Annotated in this window: 21 protein-coding genes; 8 read left to right on the top strand and 13 right to left on the bottom strand. The window is 38.1% G+C overall.

All coding sequences use genetic code 11. The features are described 5' to 3' along the window. The first annotated feature begins 230 nt into the window (after positions 1-230). Complete coding sequence (hisS, locus tag C7B70_RS14230) at positions 231-1,514, top strand: histidine--tRNA ligase (RefSeq protein WP_106369687.1); 1,284 nt, start codon at positions 231-233, stop codon at positions 1,512-1,514. 191 nt (positions 1,515-1,705) lie between these two features. Here hisS and C7B70_RS14225 read toward each other — a convergent pair whose 3' ends face one another. From C7B70_RS14225 to C7B70_RS14200, 6 genes are read right to left on the bottom strand one after another with little or no spacing between them, the layout of a single operon-like run. Continuing rightward, a complete protein-coding gene (locus C7B70_RS14225; protein ID WP_106369686.1) occupies positions 1,706-2,716 on the bottom strand; it encodes a hypothetical protein in 1,011 nt (336 codons plus the stop codon). Between the two features lie 18 nt (positions 2,717-2,734). Next, positions 2,735-3,571 (bottom strand): hypothetical protein, encoded by an 837-nt coding sequence (locus C7B70_RS14220; RefSeq protein WP_106369685.1) that lies wholly within the window; start codon positions 3,569-3,571, stop codon positions 2,735-2,737. A 52-nt stretch (positions 3,572-3,623) separates the two neighbouring features. Continuing rightward, positions 3,624-4,652 (bottom strand): hypothetical protein, encoded by a 1,029-nt coding sequence (locus C7B70_RS14215; RefSeq protein WP_106369684.1) that lies wholly within the window; start codon positions 4,650-4,652, stop codon positions 3,624-3,626. Then, the gene (locus C7B70_RS14210) at positions 4,634-7,957 is read right to left on the bottom strand and encodes a hypothetical protein (protein ID WP_106369683.1); all 3,324 of its coding nucleotides are present in this window, start codon (positions 7,955-7,957) and stop codon (positions 4,634-4,636) included. Before C7B70_RS14210 ends, C7B70_RS14215 begins: the two co-directional genes overlap by 19 nt. Before the next feature lie 12 nt (positions 7,958-7,969). Continuing rightward, a complete protein-coding gene (locus C7B70_RS14205) occupies positions 7,970-9,475 on the bottom strand; it encodes a tubulin-like doman-containing protein (protein WP_106369682.1) in 1,506 nt (501 codons plus the stop codon). Continuing rightward, positions 9,475-9,954 carry a hypothetical protein gene (locus C7B70_RS14200; RefSeq protein WP_106369681.1) on the bottom strand — a complete coding sequence of 160 codons (480 nt, stop codon included), beginning with the start codon at positions 9,952-9,954 and terminating at the stop codon, positions 9,475-9,477. The genes C7B70_RS14205 and C7B70_RS14200 overlap by 1 nt, the downstream gene beginning before the upstream one ends. A gap of 139 nt (positions 9,955-10,093) precedes the next feature. On the opposite strand from C7B70_RS14200, the gene C7B70_RS14195 reads away from it, so the two are divergent. Both C7B70_RS14195 and psaI read left to right on the top strand, forming a co-directional pair. Next, complete coding sequence (locus tag C7B70_RS14195; RefSeq protein ID WP_106369680.1) at positions 10,094-11,419, top strand: hypothetical protein; 1,326 nt, start codon at positions 10,094-10,096, stop codon at positions 11,417-11,419. Between the two features lie 164 nt (positions 11,420-11,583). Beyond that, positions 11,584-11,706, top strand: coding sequence for a photosystem I reaction center subunit VIII (gene psaI, locus C7B70_RS14190; RefSeq protein ID WP_106369679.1), 123 nt, complete (start codon positions 11,584-11,586; stop codon positions 11,704-11,706). Positions 11,707-11,789: 83 nt separating this feature from the next. Here psaI and C7B70_RS14185 read toward each other — a convergent pair whose 3' ends face one another. The 6 genes from C7B70_RS14185 to C7B70_RS14160 all read right to left on the bottom strand — a co-directional run bounded on the left by C7B70_RS14185 (position 11,790) and on the right by C7B70_RS14160 (position 14,079). Continuing rightward, entirely contained in the window at positions 11,790-11,909 is a 120-nt protein-coding gene (locus C7B70_RS14185; protein ID WP_106369678.1) for a photosystem II reaction center protein J, read from the bottom strand. Positions 11,910-11,949: 40 nt separating this feature from the next. Then, entirely contained in the window at positions 11,950-12,072 is a 123-nt protein-coding gene (locus C7B70_RS14180) for a photosystem II reaction center protein L (protein ID WP_106369677.1), read from the bottom strand. Between the two features lie 9 nt (positions 12,073-12,081). Further along, positions 12,082-12,210, bottom strand: a complete 129-nt coding sequence (gene psbF, locus C7B70_RS14175; RefSeq protein ID WP_106369676.1) for a cytochrome b559 subunit beta — start codon at positions 12,208-12,210, stop codon at positions 12,082-12,084. 6 nt (positions 12,211-12,216) lie between these two features. Continuing rightward, on the bottom strand, positions 12,217-12,465 hold the full coding sequence (psbE, locus tag C7B70_RS14170) for a cytochrome b559 subunit alpha (protein WP_009634024.1): 249 nt from the start codon (positions 12,463-12,465) through the stop codon (positions 12,217-12,219). A 183-nt stretch (positions 12,466-12,648) separates the two neighbouring features. Next, complete coding sequence (locus C7B70_RS14165; protein WP_106369675.1) at positions 12,649-13,656, bottom strand: photosynthesis system II assembly factor Ycf48; 1,008 nt, start codon at positions 13,654-13,656, stop codon at positions 12,649-12,651. Positions 13,657-13,746: 90 nt separating this feature from the next. Next, the gene (locus tag C7B70_RS14160) at positions 13,747-14,079 is read right to left on the bottom strand and encodes a rubredoxin (RefSeq protein WP_106369674.1); all 333 of its coding nucleotides are present in this window, start codon (positions 14,077-14,079) and stop codon (positions 13,747-13,749) included. Between the two features lie 321 nt (positions 14,080-14,400). Between C7B70_RS14160 and ndhC the strand changes: the two genes are divergently transcribed. The 3 genes from ndhC to C7B70_RS14145 are packed head-to-tail and all read left to right on the top strand — an operon-like array spanning position 14,401 to position 16,027. After that, the gene (ndhC, locus tag C7B70_RS14155; RefSeq protein ID WP_106369673.1) at positions 14,401-14,763 is read left to right on the top strand and encodes a photosynthetic/respiratory NAD(P)H-quinone oxidoreductase subunit C; all 363 of its coding nucleotides are present in this window, start codon (positions 14,401-14,403) and stop codon (positions 14,761-14,763) included. Next, on the top strand, positions 14,754-15,485 hold the full coding sequence (locus C7B70_RS14150) for an NADH dehydrogenase subunit K (RefSeq protein ID WP_106369672.1): 732 nt from the start codon (positions 14,754-14,756) through the stop codon (positions 15,483-15,485). Before ndhC ends, C7B70_RS14150 begins: the two co-directional genes overlap by 10 nt. 2 nt (positions 15,486-15,487) lie before the next feature. Further along, on the top strand, positions 15,488-16,027 hold the full coding sequence (locus C7B70_RS14145) for an NAD(P)H-quinone oxidoreductase subunit J (protein WP_106369671.1): 540 nt from the start codon (positions 15,488-15,490) through the stop codon (positions 16,025-16,027). Between the two features lie 189 nt (positions 16,028-16,216). Here the strand turns inward: C7B70_RS14145 and C7B70_RS14140 are convergent, their stop codons facing one another. After that, entirely contained in the window at positions 16,217-16,825 is a 609-nt protein-coding gene (locus tag C7B70_RS14140) for a tRNA-(ms[2]io[6]A)-hydroxylase (RefSeq protein WP_106369670.1), read from the bottom strand. A 149-nt stretch (positions 16,826-16,974) separates the two neighbouring features. Here C7B70_RS14140 and C7B70_RS14135 point away from each other — a divergent pair, with 149 nt between their 5' ends. Together C7B70_RS14135 and C7B70_RS14130 are read left to right on the top strand one after the other, a co-directional pair. Next, a complete protein-coding gene (locus tag C7B70_RS14135; protein ID WP_106369669.1) occupies positions 16,975-17,715 on the top strand; it encodes a metallophosphoesterase family protein in 741 nt (246 codons plus the stop codon). Positions 17,716-17,863: 148 nt separating this feature from the next. Next, positions 17,864-18,472, top strand: coding sequence for a CAP domain-containing protein (locus C7B70_RS14130; protein WP_106369668.1), 609 nt, complete (start codon positions 17,864-17,866; stop codon positions 18,470-18,472). Positions 18,473-18,547 lie beyond the last annotated feature (75 nt).

Here is an 18,547-nt window from a genome sequence, read left to right as displayed (position 1 = left end):
AGCCAGATGAGGCGAAAGCTTCACGTCTGGATCTAACAGAGAGGTGCGGAGCATAATAGCCCCCATCGACTCTAACCGAAAAGCGAGTTTTAGAAATAGAAGCAATTTTTGGCAACCCTTTATTGATGGTGCTTAACGCGGGTATGCAGTTACCGAGAATTGCTACACTTTACCAACAACTAAAGTTTCTTGATGCTAAAAATCGTACCAGGAACAAAGAATAAAATATTATGGACGCAATACAAGCACTAAGAGGTACGCGGGATATACTGCCCGGAGAGATAGAATACTGGCAAAAAATAGAAGAATGCGCCCGAAATATCCTCAATAGAGCTAATTATCAAGAAATTCGCACCCCAATTTTTGAGCAAACGGAGTTATTTAAACGCTCAATTGGCGAAGCGACAGATGTTGTCGGCAAAGAGATGTACTCTTTTAATAGCCGAGGCGATGATTATTCAATTACTTTACGCCCCGAAGGTACGGCGGGAGTAGTACGCGCTTATATTCAAAACAGCCTCCACGCTCAAGGAGGAGTACAGCGTCTATGGTACACTGGGGCAATGTTTCGCTACGAACGCCCTCAAGCTGGCAGACAAAGACAGTTTCACCAATTAGGGTTAGAAGTGTTGGGTAGTGCAGACCCTAGAGCCGATGTCGAAGTAATTGCGATCGCTACCGACATTTTACAGACTTTGGGTTTAAAAAATCTCCACTTAGATATCAATTCTGTAGGTAATGTTGAAGATAGACAGCACTATCGCCAAGCTTTGGTTGAATACTTCACTCCTTACAAAGATGAATTAGACGCAGATTCAAAGGAGCGTTTAACTCGCAATCCCTTACGCATTCTCGATAGCAAAGACAAGCGCACCCAAGAAATTGCTCAAGCAGCGCCAAGTATTTTGAAATATTTGGGTGCGTATTCTCAGCAACACTTTGAGCAAGTACAGCAGTTATTGACAAGTTTAGATATCGCTTACAAAGTAAATCCGCGCTTGGTGAGGGGTTTAGATTACTATACACACACCGCTTTTGAAATTATCTCCGACGATTTAGGGGCGCAAGCAACAGTGTGTGGCGGCGGTCGGTATGATGGATTAGTGAGCCAGCTAGGGGGCGTAGAAACTCCAGCAGTAGGTTGGGCGATTGGTTTAGAACGTTTAACTATCTTGCTGCAACAACTGCAACCATTACCCGCACCAGTAATAGATTTTTATGTAGTTTCTAAAGGCGATGAAGCCGAAGCCCAAGCCCTTAAAATCGCTCAAAAGCTTCGTCAACAAGGGTTTAGTGTAGAGTTAGATTTAAGTGGGAGCGGGTTTAAAAAGCAATTTGCCAGGGCAGATCGTAGTGGTGCGATCGCGTGTTTAATTATAGGGGAAGAAGAAGCTGCAACTTCCAGTGTCAAATTAAAGTGGATGGCATCAAAAGAACAAACTGCAACCTCTCAAACAGATTTACTAGCTACTACAAACGACTTACGCCAACAAATCGACAGCCATAAAACTTAAGCAGTAGTGTACAAAGATTTAAAAGTTTCTCTGATGGTAGCCAATACTAAAGATTCCTATCTCCTCCCTATTCTCGAAAGAGTTTTAATTTATCAAAGGAGTTTTAAATATTCTCCCCCCTTTTCCAAGGGGAGTCAAAAAGCGGTGTAGCTATGCTTCCCGCTTTGTTGACGTGGGTTGGGGGGGATCTCTTATATAAATACAATTTTTCCTCTTTCTTCCAACTGCCAATGTATTTGTTCTAAAATAGCTGATACTTTGGCAGGTTTGGCGAGTATAAAACTTGAATAATTTTCCTGATAACCGTCACAATCAAATAGATTTTGAAGTTCTTGATATTTTGAAAAATGAATTTTTATATCTTCTTTTGGTACTAACCAATAATTATTATCTTCGCCATCAATAGTTAAGTAATCATAACTAACTGCTTTTTTTAAGATAACTTGTTTGTCATTAATAGACGGAGAAACTTTAGCAACAATATAGGTACTTAATACATTTATATTATTATTATAAAGATCGACAAGCTCCTCATATAAAGAGTTTACAAACCTCAGTACCCCCCGCTCCTCAAGTTTCCATTCTCGCTCATTGGGTAGCAGAGACACTTTAGCAGGCTTATCTAAGCGATAATTGTCAAACTCTAATTCGTATTCATCGCATTCAAATAACAACTTAACTGTTTCGTACCTGTATTGATCTATTTTCAAATTAGCTTTTGGTAGCAACCAATAGTTTATATCTGTATCAGGAATTAAACAATAATTGCCATTTCCAATATTTGCAAGTATGATTGGCTCATTTTTATTAGTGCTTATTATACTTTCTGGTTTAACTGAAACTTTTACCGCACTGCTTAATAATGAAGTTGGTTCACTATTATAAATTTCAATTATTTCTTGCTCTTGCAAAACAACTGTACTAATACTACTAATCTCGTCAAAACTATCTTGATTTATTTCTGGTAACTTACGCTGTGAATACTTTTTCTTGCCAGCACCTTTTTGATTTAAGTGATAAGTTAAGTCTTCAACTAAATCATGTTGTTTTTGCAACTGAGAATATAAGTCAAGAATAGTATAACGTTGATTTTCTAGCAGATACTCAACTTCCCTAATCTTTCTATTTTTTCGAGAAAGCTTAAAAACTCGTACATATAATCCTATACATAATATTAGTAGTAACCAGCTAAACCAGGTCATAGTTATAAAAAGTTTTTATTAAATAAAGTTAATTATACCTAGTTCTTCAACTATCCATTTTTGCTCCTCTGTAGCTAAAGAAATTAATTTAGCAGGTTTTAGGAGCTTGAAGCTTGAATAATCTGGCTGATAATCGTAACACTCAAACAAAGCTTGAATATCTTGATATCTGTACTCGCTAATTCTCATGTTGTTTTTGAAAAATAACCAGCAAGTTTTATCTGTATTATCATATACAACCCAACAATTAGATTTAGTTGCTTTTTCTAAAACTATTTGTTGGCTAACTCCTGCACGTTTTCTATTAATACTATTGACCGTCTCTAATACCTTAATAGCATTTTTTTCTAAAAGCTTTGGGTTATTGTTATAAATATCTAATAACTCCCCATAGACTAAAGGTTGCAGAGGTAGATTAGTTAAATATTTCTCGCAACCAATGGTTATGTTTCCTCCATCGTTTTTGTTTTGAGTTTTCAAAGGATTAATAAACTTCAATACTCCCCTTTTCTCTAGTTTCCATTCGGAGCTATTAGCAAGTATTGACACCTGAGCAGGTTTAGTTAGTTCAAAACTATGATACTCTGGTTCATAATCCTTACAATCAAACAATAACTTAACTGTTTCATACCTGTATTGATCGATTCTTAATTTAGCTTTTGGTAGCAGCCAGTAGTTGATATCTACATCATAAATAATCCAATAATTACCATTACCGATACTCGCTAATATAATTGAATCGCTATTATTTGCTGTAATGCTTTTTTGATTAACCGCAACTTTCACAGCTTGATTAACTAAAAAATTTGGAGATTCATTGTAAAGTTCAACTAATTCTTGTTCCTTGAATGACATGGTACAACGATTATTGTATTCGTATATTTTCTTACCTATATAGTTAACGGTTTTAAGCTTCTACAGAAAACTCAAGTATACCTGGTTCTTCAAGTTGCCATGTTTGTTCGTCACTAGAAAGAGGAATTACTTTAGCAGGTTTTACTAGCTTAAAGGTAGAGTATTCTGACTGATAACCATGACATTCAAATAACGCTTTAGTAGTTTCGTATCTAAATTGATCGATTCTCAGCTTACTTTTTGGTAATAACCAGCAATCTACACCTACCTCATCACGTATAACCCAATAATTAGAATTAGTTGCTTTTTCTAAAACTATTTTTTGACTACTATCAGAGTGTCGTCTAGCAATACTGTCTTTATCTTCGGAAACTTTAATTGCTTTTTGTTCTAATAGTTTTGGATTATCTCTATAAATATTTACTAATTCAATATAGGCTAGGTTTTCTAATGGTTGAGTATTAGTAGATTGAGATAAGCCATTAACTTGATTGAAAGGATTAAAATCAGGCTCTTGATTGCGAGATTGGTTTGACAAATATGTATGGTTAGAAGAAATGCTTGATTGCTGGTTACTTTGAGTAACTTTTAACTTACCTTCAAGTTCGCTTATTCGTTCAGAATGACGCTCAATCATTGCTTCTAAATAAATATTAGTATCATATTCTGAGGTGCTACGACTGCTTGTTTCTAGCGATTTATTAGATTGTAAGCTTATCTGAGAACTGGAAAGCTTGCGATAGTTTTCTTTAATCAAGTTAATTTCTTCAGTATGTTTTTTATCATCATCTTGAATTCTATTAATGAATTTTTTGCTATTAAGAATTGTTAATGCGATCGCACCTCCACTAGCTACTAATGCAAGTATAGAAATTATTAGAGGAAACGGAGACTCCTTATCAGGAGAACTTTTATCCTGATTAGCGCTGCTTGACGATGTAGGAGATGCAGTTACAGTTACTTTAACGGTAGGGCTAGGACTTGAAGATGAAGTTTGAGCCACAGCATGATTAGAACCAGCTAATAAAACCAGCACTACCAATAAAGCCCAATAATATTTAATTAAACTCTGTTTTTCCATTTTTCAGCCCACCGTTTACCTAATACACTTAACAACGCTTTTAATGCCAAAATAAAGGGCGGTTCGAGCCGAATATCGTCTGTATTACCCCGTATTTTGAGCAAAGATGCAGTCAGTTCTTTATCAACATCGCTCCACAACTTTTGATTTTCCAACCTATCTTGCTCAACCGAGTATTCTCTTAAGATTTTGTATGTTTCTAAAGGCTTAATACCTTCAATCTGTAACACTCTTAAAGCAGCATGAAAAGCGTAGAGAAACTTGGGTAATTGCTTTAATTCGTCCGGTATAGAAAAGCTTTCAATTTTGGTTTCTATAGCAAAACTATCTAATTCATTGGCTTTTATACTCAAACGAGAATCCCAGTCTATAGGTTCGCCATTAATCCTACATACTTCGCCAGCAATTAAAACCAAATCGTCTTTTTTTGTTAATCCTGTGAGCTTACTATCACTCAATACTAATCCACAAGCTACTTCATCTTTAGGCGCAAAACTTAACAAAGTATCTTCATGGGTATCATCAAACTTTGAAGCTGAACTCATAATTATACTAAATAATTCGTTAGCTTCAGAGTTGCGATTAAATTGTCCTCCTTCTGCTAACCAATGCAAGAAACGAGAGCCATTTCCACCTAAATAAACTGGAGTAATTTTATTTTTGTTATATTTCCCTTCTGTATGCAAAACTCGCAGTAATATACCCACGTAATAATATAATCCTGCGGTTCCTATTGCTGTTAGTTGGATGAGTTCTTGAAACTCTTTATCTTCTGCAACCAAATCTCGCTGATGATTGAGCCAATAGTCGCCTTTCTGACGCAGCAAAACATCTAACTTAGCGGAAAATTTTGCACCTCTTAAGTTTTGCCATTGAGATATATCAACATCAAAATGGCGTTTGAGAAATTTAGGGTTTATCTCTAAAAATTGAGAAAACAAATCTTTTCCGGCTAGTTGAACTGAGCATTGATGAACGAGATTGTTTTCTTCCCAAATCGAAATGTCTGAACTTCCCCCACCCATATCTATACAGGTGCTATTAACTAAGTTAAATCCTTCTTTATCAGCAAAATACTGAGCAACAGCTAAACTTTCAGTTCGATAAAAGTAGTCATCATCGGCATTTGGACAGCTTTGCTCAATTCCGGTTCTTGCTTGAATTTCTTTAGTTATATCTTGCCAAGTTCTGATATATCTATTTTTATCGCTTTTAGAAAAAGCTGAAGGAAAAGATAAAGACCATTGAATTTTTTTAACGTCATTTTTCGCAGCTACGGCGGTAATTTGTAACGCTAAATTTTTAAGAAATAAACGATTAAAGTTTAGGTTTTCTGTTGACCATTTTAAATAAGTTTTGATTCCTTCTTCGTCAGGTTTAAACGAATCACTATCTTTAGGAATGTATATTCTACCGTCTAAAACTTGTCTAGTTTGCTCATCACTTTTTCTTGAGCTTTTTTTAGTTGTCAAAACGCTAGATAAAGGAAAAGGTGGCTCAGTGGGGATAAAATAATTAATCATTACGCGATCGCGCGCATCAGCATCGCTCTCTGTTACCATTAGGTGCAGTGACTCTAAACTAAATCGCGTAACGACATTATCGCGGTTGACATAGACATTGGTAAAAGACGTACCAAAATCAACCCCAACCGTCCAGTCACTAGCATGAGTTTTGCCTACTTGCTGGGGAGTTTTGAGCAGCATTAACCCTAATTGATTTCTCAAGCTGTTATGACAGCTAATGTAAGCCGGAAACTCTGTTAATCGAGCAATTTGATAAATCCCTCTCCCATCATTAAAAGGGTGCGGTTCCGCCGCATCTGGTAGCTGAACTTGAAAGGTATCATCCCCGTATTCTCCATCATAATAAAAAGCATAATATTCTTGCCAATTATCAGCTTTAAAGTTGGGCCATAACTCTAATACAGGGACTTCTGATAATACATTGTCTTCGCTAATTGGATACTCACGTACTAAACGATAATTTTGTGTAGATTTACCCTCATTTAATCCATAAAGCGGTAAATCTAAAACTATCCGTACTCCGGTATTACCATTAATAGATTCAATGCTAATCTTTCTAACTAAATCTTCTGGTGTAAAGTATTCTAACAGGATGGGGTTAATAGGAATTAATGGTGTAATGCGTTGTCCATTGTAACTAAGTAATTGACAACCAACCGGAAGCAAACAGCCAGGTAAAGCATTCTCTTGAGCAATAAAATAAAAGTCTGGCATTAACAACTTTTCAGATTCTATCCAACGTACATCCCAAATAAGTTGTTTGTTGCGTAAAGCTTCTAAGTTTAAGCTAGTTAAATTAGTTGTGTCGTGTATCCAAATATTTTGTGGTGGCTGATTCCACTTTTTATCAACATTTAGGTCAATAATTAGTAACTCTCTAACATTCTGCTTTTGCAAGCTAGGAATCAAACGGACGCTAGAGGGTTTTGGTTGGGCTTTAAGCGGTGTATTTAAAGCTTTTAGTACGCCTCTATTAAGCTCATCTCCAAAAAACTGCGGATTAATACTAAAGGCAGATTTTAAGGTTTCTTCTGGTACGTCTGTTAGGATAGAAATATTGTTTTGTAAACTACTTTGAAATTCTATTATTAGTCCGGCAATTGTATTTAAAGGACTGCGATTACCGCCATGATTATATAATTCTCTCCGTAGCCTCTCTAACCACAAACTTAATTGATTTTTTTCATCAGCATTGAGAAAATTTACGGGGGAACCTAACTTACCATTATTCCACCAAGGTAATCCCGTCCAGTCACCTTCTTCTGAAGGACAAATTAATGTACTAGGCGATGTCATTCCTACAGCTTTTCCTTGCCATAAAAATACATAAATATCTTGCCAAGGATGCTTACCATCAAGGCTATATAAAGAGTTTACAGGTGACGGTAGAAGCTCTACTAAAGAACGAGCAAAATCGTCAATTTGATTTAATTTACCTAATTCCAATAACTTAGTTTTAATATCGTATCCCCGCACTTCTGCTAAGGCTAAAGCCGCTAACATTCCTTGCCATTGTTCGACCATTTGGCGGCGAATTGGATAGTCATTAATGTGTAACGCCATTTCCATTGAAAGGGGACGCGCCCACATATTAGGAATAGAACTTACACTTTTAATATCTTCTCCGCCTGCACTAAAATCTAAGCTTTTAGCAACGTTTTGAAACTCTACAGATTGTCTAATGTCCCATTGTCCAGGCGAAGTGGATTTTAAATCAGTATTCGATTTTAATTTTGGCAGCAAAAAAGTAGAGTTTTCTTCGATTCGGTCACTATTCATTAGTAGTTTAATTTAAGGTTTACACTGTAAATAAAGGGATTTCGCTAATCCAACAGTACCCGCTTGTCCCAAAGTTTTGGCATCTAACTTTTCTTTTAATACTTGAATTGTATCTTGCGATCGCTTATCTTTGTCTCTACTATCTTCAAATACAAGCCCCGCAAAGTTTTCAGCGCTGATTTTACCTTCTCCTCCCGTAAACATTTCCGGTCTAAATAGCTCGATATTATCTCCTGAAAAATGCAACTTATTCAACCAGCGCAAATAACTATTACACCATTTTTTAATTGTTTCAATAGCTTGTTGTTCAGTAGCATCATTAAATTCTGGCAAACTCTGCATCTCTCTACTGCCAATTATTCCAAATAAACCTTGTACGGGGCGGAAAAAACTAGAAAACCAAGGAGCTTGTTTCTGAAATCCCTTAACACCTACCTTGCTTGCATAAGCAAGTTCTGGAACAAGATTTGCCATCCAAGCAAAAGCAAACCGAGTTGTATTTACTAGCTTTTGCTTTACTTCTTCACTATCTGGTAAATCTTTCCAAGTAATCCGTCCGGGAGAATTACGCCCCATTAATATTACTTTACCTGATTCACCACTATCGGCATCTAGCAAAAAGTGTTTTGCGGCTAAAGCTGCATACAATTCAATAAAATGCGGCTCATTACATTGGCTATTTTTACCAATGCTAAATTTTACATTACTAGGGTTTTGATTCCCTAGCATATAAACAGCATCAAAGGTACTTTGCGCTTCATTTACATAGTAACGCAGGGCAGATTCAGTATTAAGTAAAAATTGGTCAGCACGGGCATAAATTCCATTATCATCTTGCTCATTTGGCACTAAAAAAGCAAAATAAGGTAACATCAATAGTCCGCCAATTTTTAATCTGTCCCGTCCTTCTAACCTACTCAATTTATTTACCAATAACCGCCCAATTGTCGGAAATCCAGAAGCTCCCGTACCCCCAAAAATTGAGCCACATAAAAATATATGTACCGATTTTCCCGTCCCCAAATCAGCGCGAATCAATTTAATTAATGTTGTCCAAGGTTCTTGTTCCGTTTCATCAAAATTGACTTGACTAATAATTGCCGAACCAATCGCAGGTCTACCTCTAAACCCTACATCTAAGGGAGTTTCGCGTTCGTCTTTTGTGTATAAAACATCAAATAAATGACCTAAAGATGGATGACTATTTTTATAACTGTTGTAATTTAAAAAGCTACCTAAAGTTTTATTTGTACTATTACTAAATGGCGACCAAAAACCTAATAATTCAATAGGCGTTTGCATCCAAGGAATTTGAGCATTGTTTTTTGTTAATTCGTAACCCTCTTGATAAGTTTTGATGGTTTCGCTAGTACGAGATAAGTTACCATTAGACTCATCCGCATCCACAAATACAACTTTAATCGGTTCTTCTGTAAACAACCCGGCGGCGGCGCACTGAGTGATTGCTTCAACGCATCTTGCACCCGTTCCACCAATTGCAATAATATAAAGTGTCATTACCTTAAACCAAATAAGTTACGCAGAAAAAAGGCTCCAGGGACAACAAACATCAATGAGCGTGGAGAACTTATTGCTGTGGAAAACCAATATAAAAATAAGATATCAAAGACAAAAAATCCGGTTACAGATAGTAGGGCATCATTACTCTGATTAAAAAAGTAGATTGCTGCACAAATACTGATTATTGGCAACAGTAAAAATACCCACCAAAGTATTGCCATTGAGGAGGTTTCTTTAGCACTTTGAACTTTTGCTTTTGCTGCTATTACATACCAGAGAATTACGGCAATAATCGAAACTGAAAATACTGTAACTGCGCCAATAATATAATTATCTCCAACCCAAGCTTCTGGCTCTACATCGTTTAAAGGGATAATGCCATTTTGATACAGCCAAGGCTGCAATAAAAACATAATTGCTGCACCAATTAAACTGACAATAACAATTCTAATAACATCCCATATCCACGCTTCCATTTTCTCTCCCAAACTATAGGTACGGTCAAGACATCTGTTAAAATTTAGTATTCTATGCTACGGTAGCGATTGTCTAAATACTTAGTAGAAAAATCTTAAGTTTAAAGTATATTTTTAACATCTTACGGTACAAATTAACATGATTAAACTCAGATGGCTAGTTGCGATCGCAGCCAGCTTGTTGATGACTTCTTGTAAACCTAAAACTGTCATTCCTACTTGCGTACCCTTAAATAACCAAACCTCACCAATTGACCAAAAATCTGACTCAGTAACCACCCTAATTCAAATTGATGGTACGCCGTCAATGCAGGGATTTACAAAAAACTTTACAAATAGTCGTTACGCACAAACATTAGACTTGCTCGATAGAGCTTCTACAACTACTTGGAAAACCTCGATAGTTCAATATTTCCGCTTTGGTATAGCCAAGCAACAAATCGATAGACAGGCTTACTTACAAGCAAAACTACCAGAATTTTATCAGGGAGAAAATCCGGTATTTAGAGTAAGTCAAATTGAATCAGCTATTACCCCTGCTGCTAAAGATCGAATTTCTATTATAGTTACGGACTTATATCAAAAAAACTCAGATACTAATTTAGTTCTAAAAAAGCTGAAAGAAGATTATTTACAAAAAGGTTACGCTGTCGGAATTTTAGCTATTAGAAGCGAATTTGATGGCATAATTTACGATGTAGGCATTAAAAATACTCAATTTTCCTACAGCACTCAAGGCAAAAAAATAGAGCAATTTAGACCTTTCTACGTGCTTGTACTAGGTAACTACGGTAATATTTCTAATTATTTTGATGAAATCAAAAAAACGAGCGCTAATTTAATTAAATATGAGCAATTTACAATCTTTTATCCGCAAATCGTCCGTCAAGCCTCTACTTTTCAAGCAGATAACCTCCCAGACCTACCGCAGGGAATCCGGCGCTTAAAAACTATTAATGACGGTAAAGTGCTAGTAAAAGTAGACGAACAACCAATTGAAATTATTAATATAAATAAAAATACTGACGATAATTATAGTATAAGTTATCAAGCGCCCTACAATCCCTTACCTTATACATTACCTATTGAAACTGCGGCAGTTGCTATTAGTTCGGTTGCTCAATCTTTTAACCCTACAACCAAAAGCTTTCAACCATTAAATAGCTCAAAAGCACTGCAACTAAACAACTGGAGAACAGACAACAATAACATCCGTTTTTATACTCAAATTAATTCTAATAATCTCGATCCAGGCGTTTATTTATTTACTGTAGATGTCTTTCCCCAAGACTTAAAAACTTGGGGATGGTGGGAAAAATGGAACTCCAACGAATCAAGTTTTGATGGCGCAAAAACTAATAATTTATTACCCTTTTTCCAAGGTTTAAAATCTATCACTACAGAGTTGATGACTGTAAACAAATCTAGTATTGGTCGATTTTGCTATGCGATTAAGAAAAATTGAGTACATTATCTTAAAATGACTTCTACTTTTAGATAGATAAATGTTGGCAGTCAGGGAAGATAATTAACTACTTTGTTAAAAATCTTGATAAATTGGGTAATTGATGACAATTTGCAGTACAGTCAAGTTCAATAATTGTTTTATCGATATTGGAGATTTAACGGATGTTATTTTCAGCTTCTTACTTACCATCGCTTTTAGTTCCCTTAACTTGCTTAGTTTTTCCGGCTATAGGTTTAGTATTTATGTTCTTGTATGTTGAGCGCGAAGATACAGTAAATGATTAGGTAGCTAGGAATATTAAAAAACCGCCAATGTTTAAAAAGGCGGTTTTTTAATCTAAGTAGTTAGTTAACGTCTAACTTGTTAATTACAAAGATGAACCCATGTGAGTATAAGAACCATAAAAGAAGGTTCCTACAACTACAATTACACCTAGTCCGGCAATAGTAGCTACTACCCATAAAGGAATTTTACCGCTTGCGTTCATAATTTTATCCTCTGTTAATAACTAAACCGTAGCCTGATTTTTAGTTAAAGAAATAACTAGAAAACAGGATACCAAGCACGAAAACAAGTAATAAGCCTAAAAACAGCGAAGTGCGGTTTAGTTCAACAGGTTGCCTATTAGGATTAGGTAATCTATCTGGCATTAGTTTCTCCTATCGTTGAATAAATTGCATAGCAGCGATCGCACCCAAGAAAAATACTGACGGTACAGCAAGAGTGTGAACGGCTATCCAGCGAACTGTAAAAATTGGGTATTGAATTGGTTGATTAGCGTTTGTCATGTTAAATTACTTACCGATAAATTTGTCGATTTGTTGTTTAGCTTGGTAGCGATCGCGCACGATGGGCAATTCTTGCCGTCCTTGCGTATAATATTCGTTTGGTCTAGGCGTACCAAAAGCATCGTAAGCTAGACCTGTTTGGATGAACAACCAGCCAGCAATAAACAATGCTGGAATGGTGATACTGTGAATCACCCAGTAACGAACGCTAGTAATGATGTCCCCAAATGGACGCTCTCCGGTAACTCCTGACATTCAAGTTTCTCCTTTTCAACAAATATTGCTGGGTATTACTTCCCTAAATAATAAAGTAATACCTCTACATTAAAAGCTAATTTTTTCTAGCCTGATACAACTATTATCCTACGAAACTCACCTCAAAACCTAGGAGTTACGGTATCTTTTTTTTATAGGAATATATACCTATAGAATTAAATTTTAAGCTGCCGCTTCAACCACGGGTTGATACTTCAGCAAAACCCCACGCTGACCAATAATAAATCCTTGGTCGGGTTTGACAAAAACTATTTTGTACAAATTAGACGGTACATTTTCAATTTCGCGGTCTTTAAGCCAAGTTTTGCCACCATCAAAACTACAAAGCAAATTACCGCTACCCCCAGAAAGCCAGATTTCCTCCGGTGTCCGATAAGCTAAGTCAATTAATCCCCAGCTAGTAGAAAATTCTGGATATTGAGCTTTATCCCATTCATCTAGAGTATTTGGCTGACTAAACTGAATCTGACCGCCCCTTGCTAACATCCACAACCGCCCATCTTTGCCAAAACCCATATTTTGAACGCGCCGGGAGCTATTGCGGTTGTGACCTTGCCAAGCCTCTTGACCGGGTTCCCAAGTAGAGTAAAAGTTGCCTTTTGCTGAGACTGCTAGATATTTGCCATCATCGGATCTATCAATATTCCGCAATACACCAACTGCTTCTTGTACCATTGCTTTCCAATTTTTGCCGCCATCGGTTGTCCGATAGATAGCGCCGACATCGGTAGTCATTTCTGCGGAATTTGCGCCCAAAGCAATAACTGTATCGGGCTTTCCGGGTAACTTTTCGCTTAAAGGAATCCGCGACCACGATTCGCCTTTATCGGTGGTGTGAAGCAGTATAGAAGGCTCTCCAGCAATCCAGCCTTCGTCGCCATCAAAACTTACAGAAGTAAATAGGTTATTTTTTTCGTCCAAGTCTAAGCTAACTTGTTGCCAAGAGTCGCCGCCGTCGTGGGTTTCTAAAATTGTGGACTTGCTACCAACGAGCCAGCCGTGTAGGGAGTCGTTTGTAAAAGTGATATCTTGAAAATTAGCTTCCGAGGGTACGTTAAGCACTTGCCAGGGGTTGCGATCGAGAGTTGCTACACTACTACAACCGATACACAGTATGACAACTGCTAAAAGTACAACAACTCGTCGTCCAAAAGAGAAAAGTGAAAGCATTAGGATTTGTCAGGTTTATTGAAAAATTAATTGCAGTGTGCGATCGCCTATATCTAAGTAAAATAGTCACTTTACTTCATAATTGCGTAGTTATTGTAACCCGTATAAACTGAGAAAAAATAATACGCCCAAAGCCAAGCCGCCAAAAATCAGTAAGTTTTTTTGTGCTGGCGTTAGTTTATTTACACCCAACCCAAAGCTAAGATTTTCTGTGAAACCTGACGCTGTACCAGAAGGGCCAATATTCTCAAACTGAGAAGTTCTCACCCCACACACCGGACATCGCCAAGATTGGGGTAGTTCCGTAAAAGGAGTCCCCGGATCGATAGGGTGCTTGCTGTCTCCCTTATCAGGTTCGTAAACGTAGCCACAGGCACGGCATTCGTAGCGGTCTAGCACTATTTCAACAGCAGGGTCGCTCATGGCTTAAATGGTAAATTGTAGACCAGTTTCTTAAATCTCTGTTAAAAATTATGACATAGGGCGCAGCTTTTCCCATAAATCAATTAATAATTTTGCGGCTAAGTCTATAAGTTTGGTGGATAGGCGATCGCCCAAATCCCCTGTTAAAAAGGGAGGAAAATATTAAAATCCCCTTCTCTCTGTCTTTGGCAAAGATTATCTTTTTCTATAGTCACCACAATCTAACTAAATACTGGTTTTTGCGGCAGTGGTGACAATTAGCTCGATATACTGGTACAAGTAAGTAACAAAAATATTTACAAAATAGAGCGGTAATTATAAGTGTTTGTCCTCAGTGGTTATGAATATTTACTAGGCTTCATCCTAGTCTGTAGCCTGGTTCCCGCCCTAGCTCTCTCCGCGTCCAAACTGCTCCGCCCCAGTGGTAGCAGTCCAGAAAGACGTACTACTTATGAGTCGGGGATGGAACCCTTTGGCGGCGCTTGGATTCAGTTCAACATCCGCTACTATATGTTTGCGCTGGTTTTCGTCGTTTTTGACGTAGAAACAGTGTTTCTTTATCCTTGGGCTGTGGCTTTTAGCCGCCTAGGACTTTTGGCATTTGTAGAAGCTTTGATTTTTATTGCAATTCTGGTAATTGCCCTGGTTTATGCTTGGCGTAAAGGAGCTTTAGAATGGTCTTGAATATTAATAAGACACCGAATACTAATGAGCAGCAAGAGCGAATTATTAACCCCATTGATCGCTCGGCCGTTACTCAAGAACTCTCAGAAAATGTCATTCTCACAACGGTAGATGACCTGTACAATTGGTCAAAACTTTCGAGCTTATGGCCCTTGCTATTTGGGACAGCCTGTTGCTTTATTGAATTTGCGGCACTAATCGGTTCGCGGTTTGATTTTGACCGTTTTGGTTTAATTCCGCGTTCAAGCCCCCGGCAAGCCGATCTAATCATTACTGCGGGAACGATCACCATGAAGATGGCTCCCCAATTGGTAAGGCTTTACGAGCAAATGCCCGATCCTAAATATGTGATTGCTATGGGTGCTTGCACAATTACTGGGGGAATGTTTAGCGTCGATTCACCTACAGCAGTTAGAGGGGTAGATAAGCTAATTCCTGTAGATGTTTATTTACCTGGTTGTCCGCCTCGCCCGGAAGCAATTATTGATGCAATTATCAAATTGCGGAAAAAAATTAGTAATAATTCCATTCAAGAGCGCGGTCAAATTCAGCAAATTCACCGCTATTACAGCACTACCCACAATATGAAAATAGTGGATTCAGTCTTGACAGGTAAGTATTTGCAGTCAGAAACCCGCACTAATGCACCTAAAGAATTGACTGAAGGAATGGGAATGCCTGTAGCACCAGCTTTACAGCAAATAGAGAAGGAGCAGGCGTAAAAGTGGCTGAGGAATCAATACCTGAACAAACTCAAGAGATCACGCCCGAAGCATCGCAGTTAGTAGAAGCTGGGAAAACATCTCAGTGGTTAACCAAAAATGGTTTTGCTCATGAAGCGATAGAGCGCGATCGCAGTGGGACAGAAATTATTAAAGTTGACCGTGAATACTTGCTCCCCTTGGCTACGGCGCTTTATGCTTACGGATTTAACTATTTACAATTCCAGTGCGGCTACGATTTAGGTGCTGGGCAAGATTTGGTTAGCGTCTATCATTTAATTAAAGTTAGTGACAATGCCGATCGCCCGGAAGAAGTGCGCGTTAAAGTGTTTTTACCGCGAACAGATCCTAAAGTGCCTTCTGTATACTGGATTTGGAAAACTGCCGATTTTCAAGAGCGCGAAACCTTTGATATGTTAGGGATTGTCTACGAAGGACACCCGAATTTAAAGCGGATTTTGATGCCGGAAGATTGGGTTGGTTGGCCCTTGCGGAAAGATTACATTTCCCCCGACTTCTACGAGTTGCAGGATGCTTTTTAACGCTCTAAGGAGGTTCTCCCAGCCCACGTCAATAAAGCGGTCAGGTTAAGCTACACCGCTTTTTAACTCCCCTTTAAAAGGGGAGAATATTTAAAAATTTGAGATAAACGCCAAGCCCGTTACTGGGCGGTTGCGCGATCGCGGCTTTACCAATCTCGAATTACAAATTGGTATTGAGTTTGAACCATTTTAACTATGAATCCTTGGTTCAAAATGGGGCGTTGCTAGGATTTCGCTCTCAAAAACGGCTAATTCTTCCCTTCTCTGGCTGACAATTTTACTATCAAAATAGGTGTCGGCTAACAGCCAGTAGATACCGTAATGACGTGCCTCTGATGCCATTAAACTGCGATAAAATTGAGCAAGTTCCGGCTGTGGCAAATATTCGGCTAATAACCCCAATCGCTCGTGACTACGGGCTTCTATTAAACCAGAAACTAATAACGAGTCTAATAAGCGATCGCTTTCTTGATGGCGAATTTGGGTTTTTAACTTAGCAGCGTAGGGCGGTGAAGAAAGATTACCTAAAGGAATACCTCGTTTTTCTAGCCATTGGTTGACTTGATCAAAGTGTTCTAACTCCTCACGGGCGATTGCTGTCAGTTTGCGGACGAGTAGCGTATGGGAGGGATAGCGAAACATCAAGTTTATTGCTACACCCGCCGCCTTGCGTTCGCAGTGAGAATGATCGAGCAATATTTCGTCTAGGTTAGCGATCGCTTGAGCTACCCATTCTTCGCGCGTCGGCTGCTTTAAAACGTTAATTGTAGCTGTTACTTGAGATACATTTGTTGTCATAAATATTAATGATTGTATATCAAATTATTAAGACGGAATTACAATTAAAGGTAGTGGTAGATGATTTATTTAATTATTTCTCGAAATTGAAGCTAAACAGGCTGTAGTAAAGATATTCAGTTATTTTAAAAACTAAGGATCGAATTGTAATGCAAGAAACAAGTAATCGTCGCATCGTCATTGGGGATGTACACGGTCACTATAACGGGTTAATGGGTTTATTGGAAGCGATCGCCCCTGGTAAAGAAGATGAAATTTATTTTATTGGAGACTTAATCGATCGGGGGCCGCAAAGCTCAAAAGTAGTAGAGTTTGTCAAACAAAACGCTACTGGTTGTATATTGGGCAATCATGAGCAGATGCTAATAGATGTTGTAAGCGGTGGTGCTATGGCGGCTCAGGTACAACAATCATGGCTTTATAGTGGTGGGTACGCAACTATTACCAGCTATCCAGATTCGACCATTCCCGAAGAACATTTAGAATGGATGAAAAAATTGCCTATTTACTTAGATTTAGGCGATGTTTTATTAGTTCATGCAGGGGTTGATCCCCGAATACCTTTCGAAGCCCAAACTTCCGAGCAGCTTTGCTGGATACGAGATGAATTTCACAGCATGGAAGCACCTTACTTTAGCGATAAGTTAATTGTGATTGGTCATACGATTACTTTTACCTTACCTGGTGTTACGCCGGGCAAACTTGCTCAAGGACAAGGTTGGATTGATATTGATACCGGAGCTTATCACCCTAAAAGTGGTTGGTTGACGGGATTTGATATTACAAACAATCAAGTATACCAATTCAACGTTCATCAGCAGCGCAGCCGGATTTTGCCGTTGAATGAAGCAGTAACAAGTATTGAGCCAACTAAAATTAAGCGCCGTTAAGAGGATACGCGCGCGGTGGGCTTACGGCAATGCTTAGGCAGTTGTCAGGACGATCGCCAAAACTTTATTTTAATTACCGTAGTACCTCGGAGCCTTTCGCCTCTAACTGGTAACGATAATAGAACGGGAACAATTAATATTTATATAAATGTATCGGCATTGGCATCAACTGCGACCGCGACAACAAAAGCCAACTCCATTGATTGCTTTGGGCATTGTGTTTCTGTGTTTATATCTTTCTAATTACATTAATTCGCTACAAGCAAATACAGTACAAGTTGATTCTGTATCAAATATCAGTGATACAGAACGGCATTTTCGGAGAGAGAAATTCTTCCCGAAAGATGCCTCATCAACTCAATCGATTAATTCTTTAGAGCAATCGGTCTACGAACAAATAAACGAGCATCGTGAATCTAAAGGCTTATCGCCGCTTGTTTTAGATGGCTGGCTCAGTCAGCAGGCACGAGAACACAGTGAAGCTATGGCTAAAGGTGATATTTCTTTTGATCGTGAAATTTTAGATCAGCTTAATCAAAAGATTATTAAGACAGGCCCTTATCAAAGCGCTGGTACTGCTATTGGTATGACCCTAGGCTACGCTAACCCCGCTCAAGCAAACGTCAATAATTGGTTACAGGATGTTTATGGCGATAATTCGACAACTATTGATAGTGAGTACGAACTAACAGGAGTGGGCGTGGCAATGAATCTAAAGGGAGAGTATTACTTTACTCAAATCTTCTTACTTCGTTAAGCAAAGTTGATACAGAATTTAATTCCTACTTCGCCTGATCACAGTCGTCTATTAGCCTGATTAATCTTTGCTGCT

It is taken from the genome of Chlorogloea sp. CCALA 695 (genome assembly GCF_003003885.1).
Lineage (GTDB): Bacteria > Cyanobacteriota > Cyanobacteriia > Cyanobacteriales > Chroococcidiopsidaceae > Aliterella.
The sequence above is the reverse complement of the archived record's forward strand: the minus strand, read 5'-3'. Positions and strand labels throughout refer to the sequence as shown.